Origin of the sequence: Serratia sp. 2C06 (assembly GCF_050037615.1) — a bacterium.
In the GTDB taxonomy this organism is placed as follows: Bacteria; Pseudomonadota; Gammaproteobacteria; order Enterobacterales; family Enterobacteriaceae; genus Serratia; species Serratia ureilytica.
The window spans coordinates 4,688,410-4,713,203 of sequence record NZ_CP188299.1 but is presented as its reverse complement, the minus strand read 5'-3'; the positions used below and the strand labels follow the sequence as shown (position 1 = coordinate 4,713,203).

The 24,794-nt window shown below is 58.4% G+C and carries 22 protein-coding genes; 18 read left to right on the top strand and 4 right to left on the bottom strand.

Annotation, left to right across the window (positions count from 1 at the left end; genetic code table 11):
* The first annotated feature begins 5 nt into the window (after positions 1-5).
* The 5 genes from ACP3TA_RS22970 to ACP3TA_RS22950 all read left to right on the top strand — a co-directional run bounded on the left by ACP3TA_RS22970 (position 6) and on the right by ACP3TA_RS22950 (position 3,457).
* Entirely contained in the window at positions 6-857 is an 852-nt protein-coding gene (locus ACP3TA_RS22970) for a transketolase (RefSeq protein ID WP_033643868.1), read from the top strand.
* Positions 850-1,809 (top strand): transketolase family protein, encoded by a 960-nt coding sequence (locus ACP3TA_RS22965; protein WP_042785104.1) that lies wholly within the window; start codon positions 850-852, stop codon positions 1,807-1,809. Before ACP3TA_RS22970 ends, ACP3TA_RS22965 begins: the two co-directional genes overlap by 8 nt.
* A gap of 222 nt (positions 1,810-2,031) precedes the next feature.
* Positions 2,032-2,508, top strand: coding sequence for a putative T6SS immunity periplasmic lipoprotein (locus tag ACP3TA_RS22960; protein WP_227711482.1), 477 nt, complete (start codon positions 2,032-2,034; stop codon positions 2,506-2,508).
* 132 nt (positions 2,509-2,640) lie between these two features.
* Positions 2,641-3,033, top strand: a complete 393-nt coding sequence (locus tag ACP3TA_RS22955; RefSeq protein ID WP_071997811.1) for a polymorphic toxin type 44 domain-containing protein — start codon at positions 2,641-2,643, stop codon at positions 3,031-3,033.
* Complete coding sequence (locus ACP3TA_RS22950) at positions 3,011-3,457, top strand: hypothetical protein (RefSeq protein WP_046687549.1); 447 nt, start codon at positions 3,011-3,013, stop codon at positions 3,455-3,457. Before ACP3TA_RS22955 ends, ACP3TA_RS22950 begins: the two co-directional genes overlap by 23 nt.
* 111 nt (positions 3,458-3,568) lie before the next feature.
* Here the strand turns inward: ACP3TA_RS22950 and pta are convergent, their stop codons facing one another.
* Both pta and ackA read right to left on the bottom strand, forming a co-directional pair.
* Complete coding sequence (gene pta, locus ACP3TA_RS22945) at positions 3,569-5,728, bottom strand: phosphate acetyltransferase (RefSeq protein ID WP_123895526.1); 2,160 nt, start codon at positions 5,726-5,728, stop codon at positions 3,569-3,571.
* Positions 5,729-5,802: 74 nt separating this feature from the next.
* Entirely contained in the window at positions 5,803-7,005 is a 1,203-nt protein-coding gene (gene ackA, locus ACP3TA_RS22940) for an acetate kinase (RefSeq protein WP_004936063.1), read from the bottom strand.
* Between the two features lie 358 nt (positions 7,006-7,363).
* Here ackA and yfbV point away from each other — a divergent pair, with 358 nt between their 5' ends.
* The 4 genes from yfbV (at position 7,364) to ACP3TA_RS22920 (ending at position 11,060) form a co-directional block, all read left to right on the top strand.
* Positions 7,364-7,819, top strand: coding sequence for a terminus macrodomain insulation protein YfbV (gene yfbV, locus ACP3TA_RS22935; protein ID WP_004936061.1), 456 nt, complete (start codon positions 7,364-7,366; stop codon positions 7,817-7,819).
* A gap of 142 nt (positions 7,820-7,961) precedes the next feature.
* On the top strand, positions 7,962-8,456 hold the full coding sequence (locus ACP3TA_RS22930; RefSeq protein ID WP_033643864.1) for a YfbU family protein: 495 nt from the start codon (positions 7,962-7,964) through the stop codon (positions 8,454-8,456).
* Positions 8,457-8,473: 17 nt separating this feature from the next.
* A complete protein-coding gene (locus tag ACP3TA_RS22925) occupies positions 8,474-9,130 on the top strand; it encodes a sugar phosphatase (protein WP_033643863.1) in 657 nt (218 codons plus the stop codon).
* A 97-nt stretch (positions 9,131-9,227) separates the two neighbouring features.
* Entirely contained in the window at positions 9,228-11,060 is a 1,833-nt protein-coding gene (locus ACP3TA_RS22920) for an SLC13 family permease (RefSeq protein WP_232093696.1), read from the top strand.
* 27 nt (positions 11,061-11,087) lie between these two features.
* Here ACP3TA_RS22920 and yfbR read toward each other — a convergent pair whose 3' ends face one another.
* Together yfbR and ACP3TA_RS22910 are read right to left on the bottom strand one after the other, a co-directional pair.
* Entirely contained in the window at positions 11,088-11,687 is a 600-nt protein-coding gene (gene yfbR, locus ACP3TA_RS22915) for a 5'-deoxynucleotidase (RefSeq protein ID WP_015378582.1), read from the bottom strand.
* A gap of 107 nt (positions 11,688-11,794) precedes the next feature.
* Positions 11,795-13,009 (bottom strand): pyridoxal phosphate-dependent aminotransferase, encoded by a 1,215-nt coding sequence (locus ACP3TA_RS22910; RefSeq protein ID WP_019453720.1) that lies wholly within the window; start codon positions 13,007-13,009, stop codon positions 11,795-11,797.
* Positions 13,010-13,865: 856 nt separating this feature from the next.
* On the opposite strand from ACP3TA_RS22910, the gene lrhA reads away from it, so the two are divergent.
* The 9 genes from lrhA (at position 13,866) to nuoI (ending at position 24,781) form a co-directional block, all read left to right on the top strand.
* Entirely contained in the window at positions 13,866-14,810 is a 945-nt protein-coding gene (gene lrhA, locus ACP3TA_RS22905; RefSeq protein WP_033643860.1) for a transcriptional regulator LrhA, read from the top strand.
* Positions 14,811-15,517: 707 nt separating this feature from the next.
* A complete protein-coding gene (gene nuoA / locus ACP3TA_RS22900; RefSeq protein WP_004936040.1) occupies positions 15,518-15,955 on the top strand; it encodes an NADH-quinone oxidoreductase subunit NuoA in 438 nt (145 codons plus the stop codon).
* 15 nt (positions 15,956-15,970) lie between these two features.
* Positions 15,971-16,645 carry a NuoB/complex I 20 kDa subunit family protein gene (locus ACP3TA_RS22895; protein WP_004936039.1) on the top strand — a complete coding sequence of 225 codons (675 nt, stop codon included), beginning with the start codon at positions 15,971-15,973 and terminating at the stop codon, positions 16,643-16,645.
* Positions 16,646-16,741: 96 nt separating this feature from the next.
* Positions 16,742-18,538 carry an NADH-quinone oxidoreductase subunit C/D gene (gene nuoC / locus ACP3TA_RS22890; RefSeq protein WP_033651942.1) on the top strand — a complete coding sequence of 599 codons (1,797 nt, stop codon included), beginning with the start codon at positions 16,742-16,744 and terminating at the stop codon, positions 18,536-18,538.
* Positions 18,539-18,540: 2 nt separating this feature from the next.
* A complete protein-coding gene (gene nuoE / locus ACP3TA_RS22885) occupies positions 18,541-19,092 on the top strand; it encodes an NADH-quinone oxidoreductase subunit NuoE (protein ID WP_015378580.1) in 552 nt (183 codons plus the stop codon).
* On the top strand, positions 19,089-20,435 hold the full coding sequence (gene nuoF, locus ACP3TA_RS22880; RefSeq protein ID WP_015378579.1) for an NADH-quinone oxidoreductase subunit NuoF: 1,347 nt from the start codon (positions 19,089-19,091) through the stop codon (positions 20,433-20,435). The genes nuoE and nuoF overlap by 4 nt, the downstream gene beginning before the upstream one ends.
* Before the next feature lie 76 nt (positions 20,436-20,511).
* Positions 20,512-23,250, top strand: a complete 2,739-nt coding sequence (gene nuoG, locus ACP3TA_RS22875; protein WP_080301931.1) for an NADH-quinone oxidoreductase subunit NuoG — start codon at positions 20,512-20,514, stop codon at positions 23,248-23,250.
* Positions 23,247-24,224: an NADH-quinone oxidoreductase subunit NuoH gene (nuoH, locus tag ACP3TA_RS22870; RefSeq protein WP_033643858.1), complete on the top strand. Its 978-nt coding sequence runs from the start codon at positions 23,247-23,249 to the stop codon at positions 24,222-24,224. The genes nuoG and nuoH overlap by 4 nt, the downstream gene beginning before the upstream one ends.
* A 14-nt stretch (positions 24,225-24,238) precedes the next feature.
* Complete coding sequence (gene nuoI, locus ACP3TA_RS22865) at positions 24,239-24,781, top strand: NADH-quinone oxidoreductase subunit NuoI (protein WP_025160170.1); 543 nt, start codon at positions 24,239-24,241, stop codon at positions 24,779-24,781.
* The last annotated feature ends 13 nt before the right edge of the window (positions 24,782-24,794 follow it).

Sequence of the window (24,794 nt, the reverse complement as noted above, 5' to 3'; positions counted from 1 at the left end):
GAGTGATGAACGACACAACGAGCGAAACGGAAATTGAAGAGCTGCGCGCCCTGGCGCGCGCCATCCGCCTGGAAACATTGAAGGCGTTGACCGGGCTGGGGTTCGGCCACTACGGCGGCTGCATGTCGGTGGTCGAGACGCTGGCGGTATTGTACGGCGGCGTGATGCGCATCGATCCGGCGGATCCGGACTGGCCGGAGCGCGATGACTTCGTGCTGTCGAAGGGGCACGCCGGCCCGGCGCTGTACAGCACGCTGGCGATCAAGGGCTACTTCCCGCTGGCGGAGTTGCAAACCCTCAATCAGAACGGCACGCGCCTGCCGAGCCATCCGGACCGGCTGCGCACGCGCGGCGTGGACGCCACTACCGGCTCGCTGGGGCAGGGCGTGTCGATCGCCGCCGGCATGGCGCTGTCCCATCGGCTGGCGGGACGCCGCAATCGGGTGTTCAGCATCCTCGGCGACGGTGAACTGAACGAAGGGCAGTGCTGGGAGGCGTTCCAGTTTATCGCCCACCACAATCTGAACAACCTGACGCTGTTTATCGATTACAACAAACAGCAGCTGGACGGCGCGCTGGACGAGGTGATCCAACCGTTCGATCTGGCCGCCAAGTTCCGCGCTTTCGGCTTTGAGGTGCAGACCATCAAGGGCGACGACATTGCGGCGCTGCTGGCGGCGGTGAGGCCGGCGCGCGGCGGAGAACAGCGGCCGCTGGCGATCGTGCTCGACAGCATCAAGGGACAGGGGGTGACCTATTTGGAAAACCTGTCGAACTCACACCACCTGCGCCTGACGCCGGACGTGCAGCAGGAGATTGAAAAAGCCATCGCCGAACTGGAGGCCGCCCATGTTTAACGTAGTGACGCAGTTGGAAAACGACGCCGTCGAAATGCGCAAAGTCTATGCCGGCGCGGTGCGGCGGCAGATTGAAGCGGGCGCGCCGATCATCGCGCTGGAGGCGGATCTGATGAGCTCCATGGCGATGGACGGCGTGCATAAGGATCACCCGCAGCACGTGATTAACTGCGGCATCATGGAGGCTAACGTGATCGGCGTCGCCGCCGGGCTGTCGCTGACCGGCCGGGTGCCGTTCGTGCACACCTTTACCGCCTTCGCCAGCCGCCGCTGTTTCGATCAGCTGTTCATGTCGCTGGATTATCAGCGCAACAACGTCAAGGTGATCGCTTCCGACGCCGGGGTGAGCGCCTGCCACAACGGCGGCACCCACATGTCGTTCGAGGATATGGGCATCGTGCGCGGGCTGGCGCACTCGGTGGTGCTGGAAGTGACTGACGCCACCATGTTCGCCGACATTCTGCGCCAGCTGATGGATCTGCGCGGCTTCTACTGGGTGCGCACCATCCGCAAGCAGGCGACGCGCATCTACCAGGACGGCTCGCGCTTTACCATCGGCAAGGGCAACCTGCTGCGCGACGGCGACGATATCACGTTGATCGCCAACGGCATCATGGTGGCGGAGGCGCTGAAGGCGGCGGAGATGCTGGCGCGGCAGGGCGTCAGCGCGGCGGTGATCGATATGTTCACCCTCAAGCCTATTGACCGTGAACTGATCAAAACCTACGCGGCCAAGACCGGACGCATCGTCACCTGTGAAAACCACAGCATTCATAACGGGCTGGGGTCGGCGGTGGCGGAGGTATTGGCGGAGGAATGCCCGACGCCGATGCGGCGCGTGGGGGTGAAGGAGCGTTACGGCCAGGTGGGCACCCAGGCGTTTTTACAGCAGGAGTACGGCCTGACCGCCGAGCACATTCTGGAGGCTGCCGGGCAGTTGCTGCAAAAGTAGTTTTTGAGTCAATAACAACTGCTGTAACGAATGAGGCTCAGTGCTCTGGAGAAAGCATATACCTTCCGACCCGGAATTTGAGTCATGACTCACGTATTATTAACTGATAAGCCCCTTAGGGGGCTTTTTGTTTTCGGTGAATATAGGTGGCCAATGCTTGGGTAAAAAGAGATAATAAAAATAGATCAATAAATACAATGAGTTATATTCATGGAGTGAATAGTGATAACAGCAAGAGGCTCATTCAGAAGGCTGACGCTAGGCGAGATCACGCTATCCCGCTCTCTCTATACCCTCATCATGATGATGTTGCTCAGTGGTTGTATGCTTGAAAAGCAACGTTTTTACACTGCGGATATTACGCTACGGGGAAATGATCTCTGTTTCTCTTTGCCGCAGACCTACCAAACACAGAGTGGCAGGGTCAGTCTGGTCAGTATCGCTATTGAACAACGGTTGGGTAGCCAAACGCATGAACTCTGGCGCAGGGCCATTCTACCGCCAAAACCCGCTGAGACGATCACGCCCGGCCAGTGTATCCCATACTCGTTCAAAGCATTTGAGAGCAATATGCCATACACCGTAGCAATCAGTACCGTGGATCCTCAGGATGCGGATTCCAAACGTTTCTGGCAGCGCAGTTTCTCGCTGAAAATCAGTGACGGCCAGATTTCGCAGGTTATTACCAGCGCGGAGTAATAAAGCCAAAGAGGGATGAATGAAATGACAAGAACGGCAATGTGTGTGAAGCGAAGTGATAGGCATAACGCTTGAGAGAGTGCCGTTGGGTTTCTGCACCATAAATTACATTCGGCCCTCAAGGAGGAGATTATGGCCGTGGTTCCATTACTGCCGCCAGGCGGTTTTACTGTTCTTGCCAGAAACTTGCGCGAGGCGCGCAGGCAGGGGCAACCGCGCAACATGGCGTTGCCTGGTACTTACTATTGGTTCTACCATCAGGTAAAAAATCGGGGCCCCTGGGATTACAAACAGCAAAATCGCGCCTTGGCTAACTTTGGTAATTTCAATTATGGTGCAACCGGTACCGCGGCTGGAATTCCCGCAGATATTTTGTTGATGGGCGCTGGATTTGCTCAGTCACGTGCAGGAACATCGCGGTTAGAATGGAGTCATTGGTATCAACGCCCGCCGTATGGTGATGACCCTCGGGATCAATATTGGATCAAACAAGGAATTGATTATGCAACTCGGCATGGTTACTAAATGGGCTCATCGGCTATTGACGACGGTTTTGTTGGTTATTGTCGTTGGCTTTGCGGGGTATTGGTATGCCACCCGCGATACTTATGACGATAAGCTCTACAGCAAAAAGCAGTTGACCGACGAGATTTGGCTCTATGTCACCGAGTACCAGAATGCGGGGGCCACCGACACGGATGTGTATCGTTACTATTTGAACGGAAGCCTGGATGGCGACCCTATCAACGTGCTGAGTCAAAGCGCGCCAATTTTGACGGCGGATCGGGCTGATGCAACTATCCGCGGCGAGGGCAACCGCGTCACCATCAATTTTTCCGGGAAGGTGTATTCCTTTACGAATTCGGCATTTTTCTATGCCACGAACAGCCAAATCCCCATCATGCCTACCATTGATTTTTCTGCACGGGGCGTCAGCGCCTGGCGATGATGGTGGGTGCTGCGGATTTGGCGGGTATTGTCTAAAACAGCATCATCACCAAGAATATCAGGCATAAAAAAGCCAGTCAGGATTACCTGACTGGCTTTTTTTAACGGTTTATTACGCCTTGGCGGCGGCAGCGTCAGCCTGGGAAGACTGGATCGCCGTCAGCGCGACGGTGTAGACGATATCGTCAACCAGTGCGCCGCGCGACAGGTCGTTCACCGGCTTGCGCATGCCTTGCAGCATCGGCCCGATGGAGACCAGGTCAGCGGAACGCTGTACCGCTTTGTAGGTGGTGTTGCCGGTGTTCAGATCCGGGAAGATGAACACGGTCGCCTGGCCGGCTACCGGTGAGTTCGGCGCCTTGGACTTGGCAACGTCGGCCATGATGGCGGCGTCGTACTGCAGCGGGCCGTCGATGATCAGGTCCGGGCGTTTTTCCTGCGCCAGACGGGTCGCTTCGCGCACTTTCTCGACGTCGCTGCCCGCACCGGAGTTGCCGGTGGAGTAGGAGATCATCGCTACGCGCGGCTCGATGCCGAAGGCCGCGGCGGAATCCGCAGACTGGATGGCGATCTCAGACAGCTGCTCGGCGGTCGGATCCGGGTTGATCGCGCAGTCGCCGTAGACCAGTACCTGGTCAGGCAGCAGCATGAAGAACACGGAGGACACCAGCGAGCTGCCCGGCGCGGTTTTGATCAGCTGCAACGGCGGACGGATGGTGTTGGCGGTGGTGTGAACCGCGCCGGAGACCAGACCGTCGACTTCGCCTTGTTCCAGCATCAGGGTGCCGAGCACCACGTTGTCTTCCAGCTGCTCGCGCGCGACCACTTCGGTCATGCCTTTGCTCTTGCGCAGCTCAACCAGACGCGGCACGTAGTTTTCACGTACGGCGACCGGATCGACGATTTCGATGCCTTTGCCCAGCTCAACGCCTTGCGCTGCCGCGACGCGCTGGATCTCGTCCGGGTTGCCGAGCAACACGCATTCCGCGATGCCGCGTTCGGCGCAGATGGCTGCCGCTTTCACGGTGCGCGGCTCGTCGCCTTCCGGCAGCACGATGCGTTTGCCGGCTTTACGCGCCAGCTCGGTCAGCTCGTAACGGAACGCCGGTGGAGACAGACGGCGTGAACGTTCGGAGGTGGCGGTCAGCGAGTCGATCCACTCGGTGTTGATGTGGCTGGCCACGTAGTTCTGCACTTTCTCGATGCGCTGGTGGTCGTCCGCCGGCACTTCGAGGTTGAAGCTCTGCAGGCTCAGCGAGGTCTGCCAGGTGTTGGTGTCGACCATGAACACCGGCAGGCCGGTCTGGAAGGCGCGTTCGCACAGCTTCTTGATCGGCTCGTCGATGGCGTAGCCGCCGGTCAGCAGGATGGCACCGATTTCCACGCCGTTCATCGCCGCCAGGCAGGCGGAGACCAGCACGTCAGGGCGGTCTGCGGAGGTCACCAGCAGGGAGCCAGGGCGGAAGTGTTCCAGCATGTGCGGGATGCTGCGCGCACAGAAAGTCACGGACTTCACGCGGCGGGTCATGATGTCGCCTTCGTTGACCACGCGGGCCTTCAGGTGGCGAGCCATGTCGATGGCGCGGGTGGCGATCAGATCGAAACTCCACGGCACGCAGCCCAGAACCGGCAGCGGGCTGTTGGCGAACAGCTGTGCAGGATCGACGTGGGCGATGCTGGCCTTGGTGGAGTCGTCGAAGATTTCGGACAGGTCAGGACGGGTGCGGCCCTGATCGTCGACCGGCGCGTTCAGCTTGTTGATGATAACGCCGGTGATGTTTTTGTTCTTGCTGCCGCCGAAGCTGGTGCGCGCCAGTTCGATGCGCTCTTTCAGCTGCGCCGGGGAGTCGTTGCCCAGCGCCAGCACGAAGACGATCTCGGCGTTCAGGGTTTTGGCGATCTCGTAGTTCAGCGCGTTGGCGAACTGATGCTTGCGGGTCGGCACCAGGCCTTCGATCAGCACCACTTCCGCGTCTTTGGTGTTCTCGTGGTAACGCGCCACGATCTCTTCCATCAGCACGTCTTGCTGGTTGGAGCTCAGCAGGCCCTCAACGTAGTCCATGCGCAGCGGTTCGGCCGCCGGAATGGTGGAGTTGCTGCGGATGATGGTGGTGGTCTGGTCGAGTGCGTTGTCGCCGGTGCGCGGTTGAGCGATAGGTTTGAACACGCTCAGACGAACGCCTTTTTGCTCCATGGAGCGGATGACACCCAGGCTGACGCTGGTCAGGCCGACGCTGGTGCCGGTGGGGATCAACATAATAGTACGTGACACAGAATAGTCCTCTTCACGATTAACATGAGGCTAAAACAACACCGTCAGCCTGGGCTGACGGTGTTTTGAGAGCATTACGCGGTCAGGCGGGATGCGTCCTGCGCGATGACCAACTCTTCGTTGGTCGGGATCACCAGCGCCAGGCGGCTGCCGTCTTTGGTGATGGCGCCGGATTTGCCGAAGCGAGCGGCCATGTTGCGGTCGTGGTCGATTTCGAAGCCCAGCAGGCCCAGTTTGTTCAGGGTCAGCTCACGCACCATGCCGGCGTTCTCGCCGATGCCGCCGGTGAAGATCACCGCGTCCAGACGGCCTTCCATCAGCGCGCTGTAGGCACCGACGTATTTGGCCAGACGGTGGCAGAACACGTCCATGGCACGTTTGGCGTCGGCTTTGCTGTCGTAGTTGTCTTCAACGTAACGGCAGTCGCTGGTGACTTCGGTCAGGCCCAGCAGGCCGGATTCTTTGGTCAGCATCTTGTTGATCTGATCAACGCTCATGCCCAGAGAATCGTGCAGGTGGAAGATGATAGCCGGATCGATGTCACCGCTGCGGGTGCCCATTACCAGGCCTTCCAGCGGGGTCAGACCCATGGAGGTGTCAACGCACTGGCCGTTGCGCACTGCGGTGACGGAGCCGCCGTTGCCCAGGTGGCAAGTGATCACGTTCACTTCTTCTACCGGCTTGTTCAGCATCTTCGCGGCTTCTTGAGTCACGTAGAAGTGGCTGGTGCCGTGTGCGCCGTAGCGGCGAACGCCGTGGTCGCGGTACAGGCTGTACGGCAGGGCGTACAGGTAAGATTCTTCCGGCATGGTCTGGTGGAACGCGGTGTCGAACACGGCAACGTTCTTGTCAGCCAAGTGAGGGAAGGATTTCAGCGCTTCCGCGATGCCGATCAGGTGAGCCGGGTTGTGCAGTGGTGCAAACGGCACGGAATCTTTGATACCCTGCAGAACTTCGTCGTTGATCACGGCGGAAGCGGTAAACTTCTCGCCGCCGTGCACGATGCGGTGGCCGATAGCGGTCAGCTGCGCAGAAAGCTCTGGTTTTTGTGCCAGAATAGTATTAACAATGAAGTTCAGCGCTTCGCTGTGTGCAGCGCCGGCCCCCAGGGCAGCTTCGTGTTTGGCGCCGTCCATTTTCCACTTGATGCGAGCTTCAGGCAGGTGGAAACACTCGGCCAAACCGGAGAGGAATTCGTCGCCGTTAACGGCATCGATGATGGCGAATTTCAGAGAAGAACTGCCGCAGTTAAGAACCAGTACTAGCTTACTCGACATGGAAGTACCTACTTAAATAGTCGTGTTGTTAAAAGAAAATCGAACACACGTGGTGAATTAATCGTCAATCAGACAACAAGCGTAGCGCATAGTGCCGATGACATTTATGATTAACATCATGTGAAGTGCACAAATCACAGGATGATGGAAAAACCGATGATTTCTCTGCGGTTTAAATAATCTTGATTTTTATAGGGCTAAAAGTTGACAAAATTTACGTCATCTTCTACCGGCCACAAGGCCGGCTTAGGATACCGATAGCCCGGTGCAAACACAAAATAAATTTAAAGCTTCAAATTTTTTAGTATGGGCTCTGGCAGCACGCTTTTAGTTTCTTTACGTGACGTTGAGGTACGCAATGACGAGCAAACCGTCCGGTTCCGTAAGCTGGTTTCAGGTCTTCCAGCGCGGGCAGCATTATATGAAAACCTGGCCGTCAGACAAACGTCTGGCACCGGTCTTTCCGGAGAACCGCGTTGCGCGTGCCACCCGTTTCGCTATCCGTTTCATGCCGCCGTTGGCGATTTTCACGCTGACCTGGCAGATCGCGCTGGGCGGCCAGCTCGGCCCGGCGATCGCCACCGCGCTGTTCGCCTGCAGCCTGCCGATGCAGGGCTTGTGGTGGCTGGGGCGCCGTTCTGTTACGCCGCTGCCGCCGACGCTGCTGCAATGGTTCCATGAGGTGCGCAACAAGCTGACGGAAGCCGGGCAGGCGGTGGCGCCGCTCGAGGGCACGCCCACCTATCAGACGTTGGCCGATCTGCTTAAGCGCGCCTTCAAGCAGTTGGATAAAACCTTCCTTGACGATCTGTAAATGAAAAAGGCCGCGCTGATGCGGCCTTTCTCGTCAAAGCGCCAATAACCCCGGTTTAAATCAAAGAACGGTCGAGTTGTGATTTCCTGCGTTCTTGCGCTGTGCGATGCTCCCGCCATCATACAGAAATGAGGAAATCCTGATGGAAATGACCCATGCCCAGCGCCTGATCCTGTCGAATCAGTACAAGATGATGACGCTACTCGATCCGGACAACAGCGATCGTTATCGCCGGTTGCAAACCATCGTCGAACGCGGCTTCGGCTTGCAAATGCGCGAGCTGGATCGTGACTTTGGTGAACTGAGCGAAGAGGTATGCCGCACCATCATCAACGTGATGGAGATGCACCATGCGCTGCAGGTTTCCTGGGGCAATCTGAAAGAGAAACAGGGGCTGGACGAGCGCCGCCTGGCGTTTCTCGGCTTCGACGCCGCCACCGAGGCGCGCTACCTGAGCTATGTGCGTTTCCTGGTCAACACCGAGGGGCGCTATACTCACTTCGATTCCGGCAGCCACGGTTTCAACGCCCAGACCAAAATGTGGGAAAAATACCAGCGTATGCTGGCGATCTGGCTGGCCTGCCCGCGCCAGTATCACTTGAGCGCCGTTGAGATAGCGCAAATCATCAATGCTTGATTAAAAAGAGGTTTTCTGTGGAGTGTAAGGGTTTTCTGTTCGATCTTGATGGCACCCTGGTGGATTCGCTGCCGGCGGTAGAGCGCGCCTGGACGCACTGGGCCGAGCGCCGCGGCGTCGATCCGCAAGCGGTGCTGGACTTCATTCACGGTAAACAGGCCATTACTTCTCTGCGCCACTTTATGCCGGGTGAAAGCGAAGCGGAAATTCAGCGCGAGTTCCAACTGCTGGAGCAGGTGGAAGCGCAGGATACCGAAGGCGTTCGCGCGCTGCCGGGCGCCATCGCGTTGTTGGAGCGCCTGAACGCGCTCGGCATCCCTTGGGCGATCGTCACCTCCGGTTCGGTGCCGGTGGCCGGCGCTCGCCGCCAGGCCGGCGGTTTGCCGCAGCCGGCGGTGTTCATCACCGCCGAGCAGGTTAAACACGGCAAGCCTCAGCCCGATGCCTACCTGCTGGGCGCCGAACGTCTGGGGCTGGCGCCGCACGAGTGCGTGGTGGTTGAAGACGCGCCGGCCGGCATTCTTTCGGGGCTGGCGGCGGGCTGCCAGGTGATTGCGGTCAACGCCCCGGCCGACGCGCCGAAGCTGGAGCAGGTTGACCTGCGGCTGGATTCGCTGGCGCAGATCGCCGTTGATAAAACGGCGCAGGGCGCGATCGTTCGCCTACTGGCCTGAGTGGCATTATCTTCACCCTAATTGATTAGACCCCGCCTTTGCGGGGTTTTTTTATGCTATTTTTTAAGCCCTTGGACATTTGCCGGATGAGGCCGTTTTGAACAGCGAATTACTGTGGGTGCTGAGTTTACTGCTGATTGCCATCGTGCTGTTTACCACCAACAAGCTGCGCATGGACGTGGTGGCGCTGTTGGTGATCATCGCCTTCGTGCTGAGCGGTACGCTCAGCCTGCAGGAGGCGACGGTCGGGTTCAGCGATCCCAACGTGATTCTGATCGCCGCGCTGTTCGTGATCGGCGAAGGGTTGGTGCGCACCGGGGTGGCCTATCAGGTGGGCGACTGGCTGGTCAAAGTGGCCGGCAGCAGCGAAACCAAAATGTTGATGCTGCTGATGGTGACGGTCGCCGGGCTGGGGGCATTTATGAGCTCGACCGGCGTGGTGGCGATCTTTATCCCGGTGGTGCTCAGCGTGACGGCCAGAATGAAGATCGCGCCGGGGCGGCTGATGATGCCGCTCAGCTTCGCCGGGCTGATCAGCGGCATGATGACGCTGGTGGCCACGCCGCCCAACATGGTGGTCAACAGCGAACTGGTGCGTGAAGGCATCCATGGTTTCGGTTTCTTCAGCGTGACGCCCATTGGCCTGGCGGTGCTGGCGCTGGGCGTCGGTTACATGCTGATCGCCCGGCGTTGGCTGGGCAGCGGTGACACGGGCAAAGTCGGCGACGGCTGGCAGCGCCGCACCTTCCGCGATTTGATCCGCGACTACAAGCTGACCGGCCGCGCGCGGCGGCTGGCTGTCCGCAGCGCTTCGCCGCTGATCGGACGTTCGCTGGATGAACTGCATCTGCGTGCGCGCTACGGCGCCAACGTGGTGGGCATCGAACGCTGGAAACGCTTTCGGCGGGTGATGGTCAGCGCCTCCGGCAGCACCGAGCTGCGCGAGGGCGACGTCCTCTTGATCGACATGTCGGACAGCCAGATCGATCTGCGCGAATTCTGCGGCGAACAGCGGCTGGAGCCGATGGTGCTGCGCGGCGATTACTTCTCGGAACAGTCGCGCAACGTCGGCATGGCGGAGGTCTCGCTGATCCCTGACTCGGCGCTGCTGGGCAAAAGCCTGCGCGAAGCGGCGTTCCGCAGCCGCTACGATCTGAACGTGGTGGGCATCCGCCGCCACGGCGAGACGCTCGGCGGCAAACTGGTGGACGAGCCGCTGGAGCTGGGCGACATTTTGCTGGTGATCGGCGACTGGAAGGCGATCCGTCAACTGCAGGCCAAAACCCATGACTTTATCGTGCTCAACTTGCCGGCCGAAGTGGACGAAGTGGCGCCGGCCATCACACAGGCGCCGCACGCGCTGTTTTGCCTGGCGTTGATGGTGGCGATGATGCTGACCGACGAAATCCCCAACCCGATCGCGGCGCTGATCGCCTGTTTGCTGATGGGCAAATTCCGCTGTATCGACATGGAGAGCGCTTATAAATCGATCCATTGGCCGAGCATCATTTTGATCGTCGGCATGATGCCGTTCGCGCAGGCGCTGCAAAAGACCGGCGGGGTCAGTCTGATCGTCAGCGGGCTGATGGATGTCGCCGGCGGCGCGGGGCCGCGCGTGATGCTGCTGTGCCTGTTCGTCTTGTGCGCGACTATCGGGCTGTTTATTTCCAACACCGCGACGGCGGTGCTGATGGCGCCGATCGCCATCGCCGCCGCGCGCGAAATGGGGGTATCACCATACCCGTTCGCGATGATTATCGCCATCGCCGCGTCCGCCGCCTTTATGACGCCGGTCTCTTCACCGGTCAACACGCTGGTGCTGGGGCCGGGCAATTACAAGTTCGGCGATTTCGTGCGTCTCGGCGTGCCGTTCACCCTGCTGGTGATGGCGGTCAGCGTGATTGTGGTGCCGTGGCTCTATGGTTTTTAACGGCGCAGCGAGGCTGCGCCGGCGGGGTTACAGCGAACTGTCGAGGCTGATTTCGTCCAGCGACAGGCTGAAGCTGGGAATGAACACTTCCATGAAGTAGTCCATCTCCGGGCTGCGGCGCTGTTCCAGGGTTTTATCCAGCCTCGCCTTGGCCAGGGTGAATTCGTTGTTGCCGGCAGACAGCTCTTCCAGGCATTTCAGGTAGGCGCACAGCGCGTCAGCCTGCTTCACCACCTGCTTTTCATCTTCGCTGTAATAATGCTCATCGAGAATGGTGCGAAAATCGTTGCGCAGCTCCGCCGGGATCATGTCCAGCAGCTTTTGCTGGGCGATCTTTTCGATCTTCTTGTACTCATGGGCGATCTGCGGATTGTAGTATTTGATCGGCGTCGGCATGTCGCCGGTGATCACTTCGCTGGCGTCATGGTACATCGCCAACAGCGCAACGCGGTCGGCGTTGAGGTTGCCGTTGAATTTGCGGTTCTTGATCACCGCCAACGCGTGGGCGACAAAGGCCACCTGCAGACTGTGTTCGGAGACGTTCTCGGTGCGCACGTTGCGCATCAGCGGCCAGCGGTTGATCAGTTTCAGGCGGGACAGATGGGCGAAGAAATGGCTCTGACTCATGGTGCTCTCTTTAACGGCAAGTGAGGGCCCCATTGTGAAGCAGTGTCGGCGAATTTTGCAACCGGGCTGTGAGGGAAGGGCGCAGCGAGGCGCTGCGCCCCTGATGATTATTGGTGATAGCCTTCCAGGAAGCGGCCCAGCTTGCCGACCGCCATTTCCAGTTCGTCTACGCGCGGCAGGGTGACGATGCGCACGTGATCGGGGTAAGGCCAGTTGAACGCGGAGCCCTGCACCAGCAGCACTTTTTCCTGCAGCAACAGATCCAGCACCAGCTTCTGGTCGTCATGGATGTTGAAGCGTTTGGCATCGATGCGCGGGAACATGTACAACGCGCCCTGCGGCTTCACGCAAGAGACGCCCGGGATGTCGTTGAGTAATTCCCAGGTGCGGTTGCGCTGTTCGTACAGGCGGCCGCCGGGCTGAATGAATTCGCTGATGCTCTGATAACCGCCCAGCGCGGTCTGAATCGCGTGCTGCATCGGCACGTTGGCGCACAGGCGCATCGAAGCCAGCATCTCCAGCCCTTCGATATAACCTTTGGCGTGCTTTTTCGGCCCGTTCAGTACCATCCAGCCCTGGCGGAAGCCCGCCACGCGGTAGGTCTTCGACAGGCCGTTGAAGGTCACGGTCAGCAGATCCGGCGCCAGCGCGGCGATAGAGTGGTGCTCTGCTTCGTCGTACAGGATCTTGTCGTAGATCTCGTCGGCGAAGATGATCAGGTTGTGTTGACGGGCGATCTCGACGATCTGCTCAAGCAGCGCTTTGCTGTAGACCGCACCGGTCGGGTTGTTCGGGTTGATGATCACGATGCCGCGGGTGCGCGGGGTGATCTTGCTGATGATGTCGTCCAGATCCGGGAACCAGCCGGCCTGCTCATCGCACAGGTAATGTACGGCCTTGCCGCCGGACAGCGACACTGCGGCGGTCCACAGCGGATAGTCCGGCGCCGGCACCAGCATTTCGTCGCCGCTGTTGAGCAGCGCCTGCATGGACTGAACGATCAGCTCGGAGACGCCGTTGCCAATGTAGATATCCTCAACGGTCACGTCACGCATGTTGCGCGCCTGATAGTGCTGCATGATCGCTTTACGCGCCGAGAAGAGGCCTTTGGAATCGGAGTAGCCTTGCGCCGTGGGCAGATTGCGGATCACGTCGACCAGGATTTCGTCCGGGGCGTCGAAGCCGAACGGGGCAGGGTTGCCGATGTTCAGTTTCAGGACTTTATTGCCTTCTTCTTCAAGACGTTTAGCTTCTTTAAGCACCGGGCCGCGAATGTCATAGCAGACGTTGTCCAGTTTGCTGGATTTCTCAATGGGGGACATAAAAAGTTGAGCCTTTTGCTGGGATAGGGGCGCTCCTACCGTGGGACGCCGCAACCCGCCCAATGTACTCCTGGCGTAGTTGCTTTTGAAGGGTTTTGCACGCCTTTGGTGCAAATGCATGTCGTAACGGGGGATTTTAGTTATGATAAGCAAAGGTAAAGTTATTTTGTGGTTCATAATTTCATGAACTATAATTTTACTAGGGTTTTGTTCTGTGAAATCGAGCGTCGTTCAACGCGACGCGCTGGCGTCAGCGCTTGGGTGTGGAGAACTGATAAGCCGTAAGGGAGAATGGTTTTCAGTAACTGTAAAGGAACGATAATACCGGAGTTGTCTGATAGCGGGTTGTCAGATGACACACCACACTAAGAAAAATGGCATATTTACATAAGCTTTACTTTATATTTTATCTTAAGCATTGTTTATGTGGTTATGAGAATATTATTTAAAGTAAAAATCTTACTGATTGAATTTATTAAATTCATTGCGTGGTGACACGAAGTCGGTGCCGTTAATTATTTATATTTCTTGCTCGTAAATGCAGTCTGAACGCCAGTTGATAAGGGTTATCAGTAGCACGAATGGAGTGGAAATTAGGCAGTATGAATGAGTAAAATCTCAGGCCCGGTGGGGGTTTTCCCCGTATGCCGGCATTTAGTCCCCCGCGTTCTATAAGCAGCATCGATAGATCGCATTTCAAAAAGCGATAGAGGTAACGAATCATAAGTAATTTTTTTGCCCTCCACTTATGAGTGGGGTACTGTCATAACAGGCTCCGTCCTTTTTCAACGGCGTCTGAGAAACACACCAGGGTAGTAGTTCGTAAATTAGAATTTAAAAAAGTGAAGAATACACTATGACAACTGCAAATCGTCCGATACTTAATCTCGACCTCGATCTGCTAAGAACCTTTGTTGCGGTTGCTGATTTGAATACTTTCGCAGCGGCGGCTGTCGCCGTTTGCCGTACTCAATCAGCCGTCAGCCAACAAATGCAGCGATTAGAGCAACTGGTCGGCAAAGAACTGTTTGCCCGCCATGGGCGCAACAAACTTCTGACTGAGCATGGTATTCAGCTTCTCGGTTATGCCAGAAAAATCCTGCGCTTTAACGATGAAGCCTGTACCTCTCTGATGTACAACAATATTAAAGGTGTTCTGACCATCGGCGCTTCCGACGACACCGCCGATACCATTCTGCCTTTCCTGCTGAACCGCGTAACCGCCATCTATCCGAAGCTGGCTATTGACGTGCGCGTGAAGCGCAGCACGACGATGGTCGATCTGCTGGAGGAGGGCGAGATCGATCTGGCGGTGACCACGGCCGATCCCGAAGGGCATCCGCACATCGTGCTGCGCACGTCGCCGACGTTGTGGTACTGCGCCGCCGATTACCATTACCAGGCCGGCGAGCCGATCCCGCTGGTGGTGATGGACGAGCCAAGCCCGTTCCGTTCGCTGGCGATCAAGCAGTTGGACGAAGCCGGCATCCCGTGGCGCATCGCCTACGTCGCTTCCACGCTGTCCGCGGTGCGGGCGGCTTGCAAGGCCGGCCTGGGCGTGACCGCGCGGCCGATCGAGATGATGAGCCCTGACCTGCGGGTGCTGGGCGCGGCGGAAGGTTTGCCGCCGTTGCCGGATACCCAGTATGCGCTGTGCAAAAACGCGCAGTGCAGCAACGAGCTGGCGATGGCCATCTTTAGCGCGATGCAGGGCGGCAATGACGGCTATGGCTTCAACGGCGCGGAAGGCGGTCTCCAGAGCGATCAGGATGACGCCAGCCTGGTGGACGAAGAAGAATAACGCTGCGGCGCGATATCTGATGAAAACCTCTGCTTCGGCGGAGGTTTTTTTTGTCCTTTTTTTACCTAAAATTGTATTTATATGTGTTTGGTTTGTTTTTTTAATTGAGTTGGATGTTTTGTTAACTTTTAAGCGTTACTGAAAAGAGAGTTTGGCCGGGTTTAATACGCTAAGTTCGTTTTTTGAGCAATAAGATTGAATGGGTTAAAGGCATGGTAATAGCAGGGTTATTTTGTTAGCTTATAGCGGCCGTTTTTGCGGCTCAATTTGAGGAAAATTGTTAAAGGGCCACACTTTTTTTGAGGATTTATGCTGAAAACGTGTCCTGGATCAAAAAAATACCCCTAGGTAGTGAGTGGAAGAACAGGGAATTCCTGAGACAATGGTATAGTAAAACTGAAATGTGCATGTTGGTTTATATCTATCTGTTTCTACACAAAAATTAACTGACACGATTTAGCCTGTCCCTGGCGCATCAAATGTTAATCAAATGATACGTATGTAAACTAGTGTGTAGATACTTTTGTCAAAGTTGACAAAAGGTTATAGAAAGGAGTAAAAAGCCCACAGAAAAACGCTGCCTAACTCGCTGTAAAGGCAGTTTGTTTGTGTGGTTATTTATCCTTCCCTTAAATCGATGTGGCGCACTAACTGCCGGTGACAAGAGCAGTGCGATCGACGCCACTTTTGATGAGTAAGCATAGAGTATGTCAACAACCACTGAAGTTATCGCTCATCACTGGGCGCTCGCCGTATTTCTCGTTGTGGCTATCGGGCTCTGCGGCTTAATGCTGCTGGGCGCGTTCTTCTTGGGCGGGAGAGCCCGGGCGCGCGCCAAACACACCCCGTTTGAATCAGGCATCGACTCGGTCGGCACGGCGCGCATGCGTTTGTCCGCCAAGTTCTACCTGGTGGCCATGTTCTTCGTTATTTTCGACGTTGAAGCCTTATACCTGTATGCCTGGTCGGTCTCGATTCGCGAGAGCGGCTGGGTAGGCTTTATCGAAGCCGCCATTTTCATTTTGGTGCTATTGGCCGGTCTGGTTTATCTGGTGCGCATCGGCGCGTTGGATTGGACTCCGGCGCGTTCCCAACGCCGCAGCAAACCGAGCACGATCACTAACACCAACAGTCATCCGCAGTAACAGCGAGGCATTAAGATGGACTATACGCTCACCCGCATAGACCCGAACGGTGAGAACGACCGTTATCCCCTGCAAAAACAGGAGATCGTCGCCGATCCCCTGGAACAACAGGTCCACCGCACGGTTTACATGGGTAAACTCGAGCATGCGCTGCATGACATGGTGAACTGGGGGCGTAAAAACTCTATTTGGCCGTATAACTTCGGCCTTTCGTGCTGTTACGTGGAGATGGTGACGTCGTTTACCGCCGTTCACGACGTGGCGCGTTTCGGTGCGGAAGTGTTGCGCGCCTCCCCGCGTCAGGCTGACCTGATGGTGGTGGCCGGCACCTGCTTCACCAAGATGGCCCCGGTTATCCAACGCCTGTACGAGCAGATGCTGGAGCCCAAGTGGGTGATCTCGATGGGCGCTTGCGCCAACTCCGGCGGCATGTACGACATCTATTCCGTGGTGCAGGGCGTGGACAAGTTCCTGCCGGTCGACGTGTACATTCCCGGCTGCCCACCGCGTCCGGAAGCCTACATGCAAGCGCTGATGCTGCTGCAGGAATCCATCGGCAAAGAACGTCGCCCACTGTCGTGGGTTGTCGGCGATCAGGGCGTTTACCGCGCCAATATGCAGTCTGAAAGAGAGCGTAAACACGGCGAGCGCATCGCGGTGACCAACCTCCGGACGCCTGACGAGATTTAAGACGTTCATTTAACGTCCATCTTAGTGCGCTATTGGTTAACACAGCGAAAAGTGAAACTTGCGACGAATAACCCTTTAGTGTGGTGAAAAAAAATTATGACAGATTTGACGACGCACGACGCCTTGCCTGCCTGGCAGACCCGAGATCACCTTGACGACCCGGTGATCGGCGAACTGCGCAACCGTTTTGGGCCGGAAGCCTTTACTGTTCAGGCCACCCGCACCGGCATGCCCGTGGTATGGGTTAAACCTGACCAGTTACTGGAAGTAATGACGTTCCTGAGAAAACAGCCGAAGCCGTATGTCATGCTGTTCGATCTGCATGGCGTGGACGAACGTCTTCGCACCCACCGCGACGGCCTGCCCGCTGCGGATTTCTCCGTTTTCTACCATCTGATTTCCATCGAGCGCAACCGCGACATCATGCTGAAGGTGGCGCTGTCTGAAAAAGACCTGCACGTGCCGACGGCCACCAAGGTGTTCCCAAACGCCAACTGGTATGAGCGCGAGACCTGGGAAATGTTCGGCATCACCTTCGACGGCCACCCGCACCTGTCGCGCATCATGATGCCGCAGACCTGGGAAGGGCACCCGCTGCGCAAGGACTACCCGGCGCGCGCCACCGAATTCGATCCTTTCGTGTTGACCAAGCAGAAAGAAGATCTGGAGATGGAAGCGCTGACCTTCAAGCCGGAAGACTGGGGCATGAAGCGCGGCACCGAGAACGAAGACTTCATGTTCCTCAACCTCGGCCCGAACCACCCGTCTGCGCACGGTGCGTTCCGCATCATTCTGCAGCTGGACGGCGAAGAGATCGTCGACTGCGTGCCGGATATCGGTTATCACCACCGCGGCGCCGAGAAGATGGGCGAGCGTCAATCCTGGCACAGCTACATTCCGTACACCGACCGCATCGAATACCTCGGCGGCTGCGTGAACGAAATGCCTTACGTGCTGGCGGTTGAAAAGCTGGCCGGCATCAAGGTGCCGGAGCGCGTTGACACCATTCGCGTGATGCTGTCCGAACTGTTCCGCATCAACAGCCACCTGCTGTACATCTCCACCTTCATTCAGGACGTCGGCGCGATGACCCCGGTGTTCTTCGCCTTTACCGACCGCCAGAAGATCTACGATCTGGTGGAAGCGATCACCGGCTTCCGTATGCACCCGGCCTGGTTCCGTATCGGCGGCGTCGCGCACGATCTGCCGCGCGGCTGGGATCGCCTGCTGCGTGAATTCCTCGAATGGATGCCGAAGCGTCTGGATTCCTACGTGAAAGCGGCGCTGAAGAACAGCATTCTGAAAGGCCGTTCCATCGGCGTCGCGTCTTACAACGCCAAAGAAGCGCTGGAATGGGGCGTGACCGGTGCCGGTCTGCGCGCCACCGGCGTCGAGTTCGACGTGCGTAAATGGCGCCCGTACTCCGGCTACGAGAACTTCGACTTCGAAGTGCCGGTCGGCGACGGCAACAGCGACTGCTACACCCGCGTGATGCTGAAGGTGGAAGAGCTGCGCCAGAGCCTGCGCATCCTCGAACAGTGCCTGAACAATATGCCGGAAGGCCCGTTCAAGGCCGATCACCCGCTGACCACGCCGCCGCCGAAAGAGCGCACGCTGCAGCACATTGAAACGCTGATCACCCACTTCCTGCAGGTTTCCTGGGGCCCGGTGATGCCAGCCAACGAATCATTCCAGATGATTGAAGCCACCAAAGGGATCAACAGCTACTACCTGACCAGCGACGGCAGCACCATGAGCTACCGCACCCGGGTACGTACGCCGAGCTTTGCGCACCTGCAGCAGATCCCATCGGTCATCCGAGGCAGCCTGGTTTCCGACCTGATCGTCTATCTGGGTAGTATCGATTTTGTAATGTCAGATGTGGACCGCTAACTATGCATGATCAAAAAGACAATCACGCAGTCAACGATGCGCTCGAGCCCATCAATGCAGCCGCTCCTCAGAGCGGCGTTGATGCATTTGTACTGAGCGCGGAAGAACGTGATGCGATCGAGCACGAAAAGCACCATTACGAGGATCCGCGCGCCGCTTCCATCGAAGCACTGAAAATTGTGCAGAAGCAGCGCGGCTGGGTTCCGGACGGTGCGATTTACGCCATCGCGGAAGTGCTGGGCATCCCCGCCAGCGACGTAGAAGGCGTGGCCACGTTCTACAGCCAGATTTTCCGTCAGCCAGTAGGACGTCACGTGATCCGTTATTGTGACAGCGTTGTTTGTCACATCACCGGTTACCAGGGCATTCAGGCCGCTATCGAGAAGAAGCTGAACATCAAACCGGGTCAAACCACCTTTGATGGCCGCTTCACGCTGCTGCCGACCTGCTGTCTGGGCAACTGCGATAAAGGGCCGACCATGATGATTGATGACGACACGCACAGTCAGCTGAAGCCTGAAGATATCGAGACGCTACTGGAGCAGTATCAATGACCAAGCACATTGTACGCACTCCCGAAACGCATCCGCTGACCTGGCGTCTGCGCGATGACAAGCAGCCGCTGTGGCTGGACGAATACCGCAGCAAAAACGGCTATGCCGGCGCAGAGAAGGCCCTCAAAGGCCTGGCCCCGGACGAGATCGTCGGCCTGGTGAAAGATTCCGGGCTGAAGGGCCGCGGTGGCGCGGGCTTCTCCACCGGTTTGAAGTGGAGCCTGATGCCGAAGGACGAATCCATGAACATCCGTTACCTGCTGTGTAACGCCGATGAGATGGAGCCGGGCACCTATAAAGACCGCCTGCTGATGGAGCAGCTGCCGCACCTGCTGGTGGAAGGCATGCTGATCTCCGCGTTCGCGCTGAAAGCCTATCGCGGGTACATCTTCCTGCGCGGCGAGTACATCGAAGCGGCGGCGCACCTGCGTCGCGCCATCGCGGAAGCCACCGAAGCCGGCTATCTGGGTAAGAACATTCTCGGCACCGGGTTTGATTTCGAGCTGATCGTGCACACCGGCGCTGGCCGTTACATCTGCGGCGAAGAAACCGCGCTGATCAACTCGCTGGAAGGCCGCCGCGCCAACCCGCGTTCCAAGCCGCCATTCCCGGCCAGCGCCGGCGTCTGGGGCAAGCCGACCTGCGTCAACAACGTCGAAACGCTGTGCAACGTGCCGGCCATTTTGGCGAACGGCGTGGAGTGGTACACCGGCATCTCCGGCAGTGAAGACAAAGGCACCAAGCTGATGGGCTTCTCCGGCCGGGTGAAAAATCCGGGCGTCTGGGAGCTGCCGTTCGGCACCACCGCGCGCGAGATCCTGGAAGACTACGCCGGCGGCATGCGCGACGGTCTGCGTTTCAAAGCCTGGCAGCCGGGCGGCGCGGGCACCGACTTCCTGACCGCCGATCATCTCGATCTGCCGATGGAATACGGCGCGATCGGCAAAGCCGGCAGCCGTCTCGGCACCGCGTTGGCGATGGCGGTAGACCACGAGATCGGCATGGTGCCGCTGGTGCGTAACCTGGAAGAGTTCTTCGCCCGCGAGTCCTGCGGCTGGTGTACGCCTTGCCGAGATGGCCTGCCGTGGAGCGTGAAGATCCTGCGTGCGTTGGAAAACGGCGAAGGGCAGCCGGGGGATATCGAAACCCTCGAACAGCTGTGCCGTTCCCTCGGCCCGGGCAAAACCTTCTGCGCCCACGCGCCAGGTGCCGTAGAGCCACTGCAAAGCGCGATTAAATATTTCCGTGAAGAGTTCGAGGCGGGTATCGCCGTGCAGCACTTCGGCAACGCGCATGCGATTGGCGGCATTCAGCCGAACAATCTGCTGAAGCAACGCTGGTAAGCCGACTCGCCCGAACACGGCCAGAATTTTTGATTAACGCCTGCCGCAAGGCAGGCCACTTGGAAGCATGCTGACTATGGCTACGATTCATGTAGACGGCAAAGAGTATGAGGTAGACGGAGCGGACAACCTGCTGCAGGCTTGTCTCTCCCTCGGCCTTGATATTCCTTACTTTTGCTGGCATCCGGCGCTGGGAAGCGTCGGCGCTTGCCGCCAATGTGCGGTAAAGCAATACCAAAACGCGGAAGATACGCGCGGCCGTTTGGTGATGTCCTGTATGACCCCGGCATCCGATGGCACCTTCATCTCCATCGATGACGGCGAAGCGAAGCAGTTCCGTGAAAGCGTGGTCGAGTGGTTGATGACCAACCACCCGCACGATTGCCCGGTCTGTGAGGAAGGCGGTAACTGTCACCTGCAGGATATGACGGTAATGACCGGCCACAGCTTCCGTCGCTACCGCTTCACCAAGCGCACCCACAACAACCAGGAGCTGGGGCCGTTTATCTCGCACGAGATGAACCGCTGCATCGCCTGCTATCGCTGCGTGCGTTACTACAAAGACTATGCGGACGGCACCGACTTCGGCGTGTACGGCGCGCACGACAACGTCTACTTCGGTCGCCCGGAAAGCGGCACGCTGGAAAGCGAGTTCTCCGGCAACCTGGTGGAAGTGTGTCCGACCGGCGTCTTCACCGACAAAACGCATTCCGAACGCTACAACCGTAAATGGGACATGCAGTTCGCGCCGAGCATTTGCCAGCAGTGCAGCATCGGCTGTAACACCAGCCCGGGCGAGCGCTATGGCGAGCTGCGCCGTATCGAAAACCGTTACAACGGCAGCGTGAACCACTACTTCCTGTGCGACCGCGGCCGTTTCGGTTACGGCTACGTCAACCAGAAAGATCGTCCGCGTCAACCGCAGCAGCTGCGCGGCGACGACTGGATCACCCTGAACGCCGAGCAGGCGATGCAGGGCGCGGCGGACATCCTGCGTCAGGCGAAGAAAACCATCGGCATCGGCTCCCCGCGCGCCAGCCTGGAAAGCAACTTCGCACTGCGCGAGCTGGTCGGCGCCGAGAACTACTACACCGGTATCGCTCAGGCGGAGCAATCACGCCTGGCGCTGATGCTGAACGTGCTGAAGAACGGCGGCGTTCATACGCCGGCGCTGCGTGAGATCGAAGATTACGACGCGGTGCTGGTGCTGGGCGAAGACCTGACGCAAACCGGCGCGCGCATCGCGCTGTCCGTGCGTCAGGCCGTCAAGGGTAAAGCCCGCGCGATGGCGGCGGCGCAGCGCGTTGCCGACTGGCAGATCGCGGCGGTGCAGAACATCGGCCAGCACGCCAAGTACCCGCTGTTCACCACCAACGTCGACAATACCCGCCTGGACGACATCGCCGCCTGGAACTACCGCGCGCCGGTTGACGAGCAGGCGCGCTTCGGCTTCGCCATCGCGCACGCGCTGGATAGCGCGGCGCCGGCGGTGAACGATCTGGCCGAAGGCCTGAACAAGAAAGTCGACATCATCGTGCAGGCGCTGACCGGCGCACGCAAACCGCTGATCATTACCGGCAGCAACGCCGGCAGCGAAGCCATCATCGAAGCGGCGGCCAACATCGCCAAAGCGTTGAAGGGCCGCGGTTCCGACGTCGGCATCACCTTCGTGGCGGGCGCCGCCAACAGCATGGGCCTGGCGATGATCGGCGGTGGTTCGCTCGATCAGGCGCTGGAACAGCTGGCGAGCGGCGCAGCCGATACCGCCATCGTGATGGAAAACGATCTCTATCGCCATGCGCCGGCGGCGCAGGTGGACGCAGCGTTGGCCAAGGTCAGCAACCTGATCGTCGCCGATCACCAGCGCACCGCGATCATGGACAAAGCCAACCTGATCCTCTCCTCGGCCAGCTTTGCCGAGAGCGACGGTACGCTGATCAACCAGGAAGGCCGCGCGCAGCGCTTCTTCCAGGTATACGATCCGGCTTACTACGACGACGCTAAGAAGAATCAGTTCACCGTGATGCTGGAAAGCTGGCGCTGGATGCACTCGCTGCACTCCACCTACACCAGCCGCCATGTGGACTGGACTCAGCTCGATGACGTGATCGCCGCTTGCGTCGCCGCGTTGCCGCAGCTGCAGGGCATCGTCGATGCCGCGCCGGACGCGACTTTCCGCATTCGCGGTCAGAAGCTGGCGCGTTCGCCGCACCGTTCCAGCGGCCGTACCGCCATGCGCGCCAACATCAGCGTGCACGAGCCGCGTCAGCCGCAGGATAAAGACACCATGTTCGCCTTCTCGATGGAAGGGAACAACAGCCCGCTGGCCGATCGTCAGCAGATCCCGTTCGCCTGGGCGCCAGGCTGGAACTCACCGCAGGCATGGAACAAGTTCCAGGCCGAAGTGGGCGGCAAACTGCGCCACGGCGATCCGGGCGTGCGCCTGATCGAAGCGGGGGAGGGCAGCCTCGGTTACTTCGACCGCGTGCCAGCCGCCTTCAATCCGAACGACGGCTGGCGTGTCGCGCCTTACTACCACCTGTTCGGCAGCGATGAAATGTCGCAGCGCTCTCACGTGATCCAGCAGCGCATGCCGGAAGCCTACGTGATGGTCAACCCGGCCGACGCGGCGACGCTTGGCGTCAACGCGGGCAGCCTGGTGGAGTTCAGCTGTGCGGGCCAGACCTTGCGTCTGCCGGTGCGTCTGAGTGAAACCCTGACCCAGGGCCAGGTTGGTTTGCCGCTCGGCTTGCCAGGGATCCCGCCGATCTTGGTGGGTGCTAAGGTAGACAATCTGCGGGAGGCGGCACGATGAGCTGGTTTACCCCTGAGGTGATCGACATTCTGATCGCCGTTCTTAAAGCGGTCGTGATCCTGTTGGTGGTCGTGGCGTGCGGGGCGTTCATGAGCTTCGGCGAACGCCGCCTGCTCGGCCTGTTCCAGAACCGTTACGGACCGAACCGCGTAGGCTGGGGCGGCTCGCTGCAGCTGGTCGCCGACATGATCAAAATGTTCTTCAAGGAAGACTGGGTGCCGAGATTCTCCGACCGGGTGATCTTCACCCTGGCGCCGATGATCGCCTTTACTTCCCTGTTGCTGGCATTTGCCATCGTACCGGTCAGCCCGACCTGGGCGGTGTCCGATCTCAACATCGGTATTCTGTTCTTCCTGATGATGGCCGGCCTGGCGGTGTACGCCGTGCTGTTCGCCGGCTGGTCGAGCAACAACAAATACTCGCTGTTGGGCGCGATGCGCGCCTCCGCGCAAACCCTGAGCTACGAAGTGTTCATTGGCCTGTCGCTGATGGGCGTGGTGATGCAGGCGGGTTCGTTCAACATGCAGGCTATCGTTGAATCGCAGGCGCACGTCTGGAACGTCATTCCGCAGTTCTTCGGCTTCGTGACCTTCGCGATCGCCGGCGTGGCGGTGTGTCACCGTCACCCGTTTGACCAGCCGGAAGCCGAACAGGAACTGGCTGACGGTTACCACATCGAATATTCCGGCATGAAGTTCGGTCTGTTCTTCGTGGGGGAATACATCGGTATCGTCACCGTGTCCGCCCTGATTGTGACGTTGTTCTTCGGCGGCTGGCAGGGTCCGTTCCTGCCGCCATTCATCTGGTTCGCGTTGAAAACGGCCTTCTTCATGATGATGTTCATCCTGATCCGCGCCGCGCTGCCGCGTCCGCGTTATGACCAGGTGATGTCTTTCGGCTGGAAAGTGTGCCTGCCGCTGACGCTGCTGAACCTGCTGGCAACCGCCGCGGTCATTTTGTACAACGCTCAATAAGGGGTGAATAAACCATGACATTGAAAGAGTTAGTGGTTGGTTTCGGCACCCAGGTGCGCAGCATTTGGATGATTGGCATGCATGCCTTCGCCAAGCGTGAAACCCAGATGTACCCGGAAGAACCGGTTTACCTGCCGCCGCGCTACCGCGGCCGCATCGTGCTGACGCGCGATCCGGACGGCGAAGAGCGCTGCGTCGCCTGTAACCTGTGTGCGGTTGCCTGCCCGGTCGGCTGTATCTCGCTGCAAAAAGCGGAACAGAAAGACGGCCGTTGGTATCCGGAGTTCTTCCGCATCAACTTCTCGCGCTGCATCTTCTGTGGCCTGTGCGAAGAGGCTTGCCCGACTACCGCTATCCAGCTGACGCCGGATTTCGAACTGGGTGAGTACAAGCGTCAGGATCTGGTGTACGAAAAAGAAGATCTGTTGATCTCAGGGCCGGGTAAATATCCGGAATATAACTTCTACCGGATGGCCGGTATGGCGATTGACGGCAAAGCCAAAGGCGAAGCCGAAAACGAAGCCAAACCGATCGACGTCAAAGGTCTGTTGCCCTAAGGAGCCAGCAAGC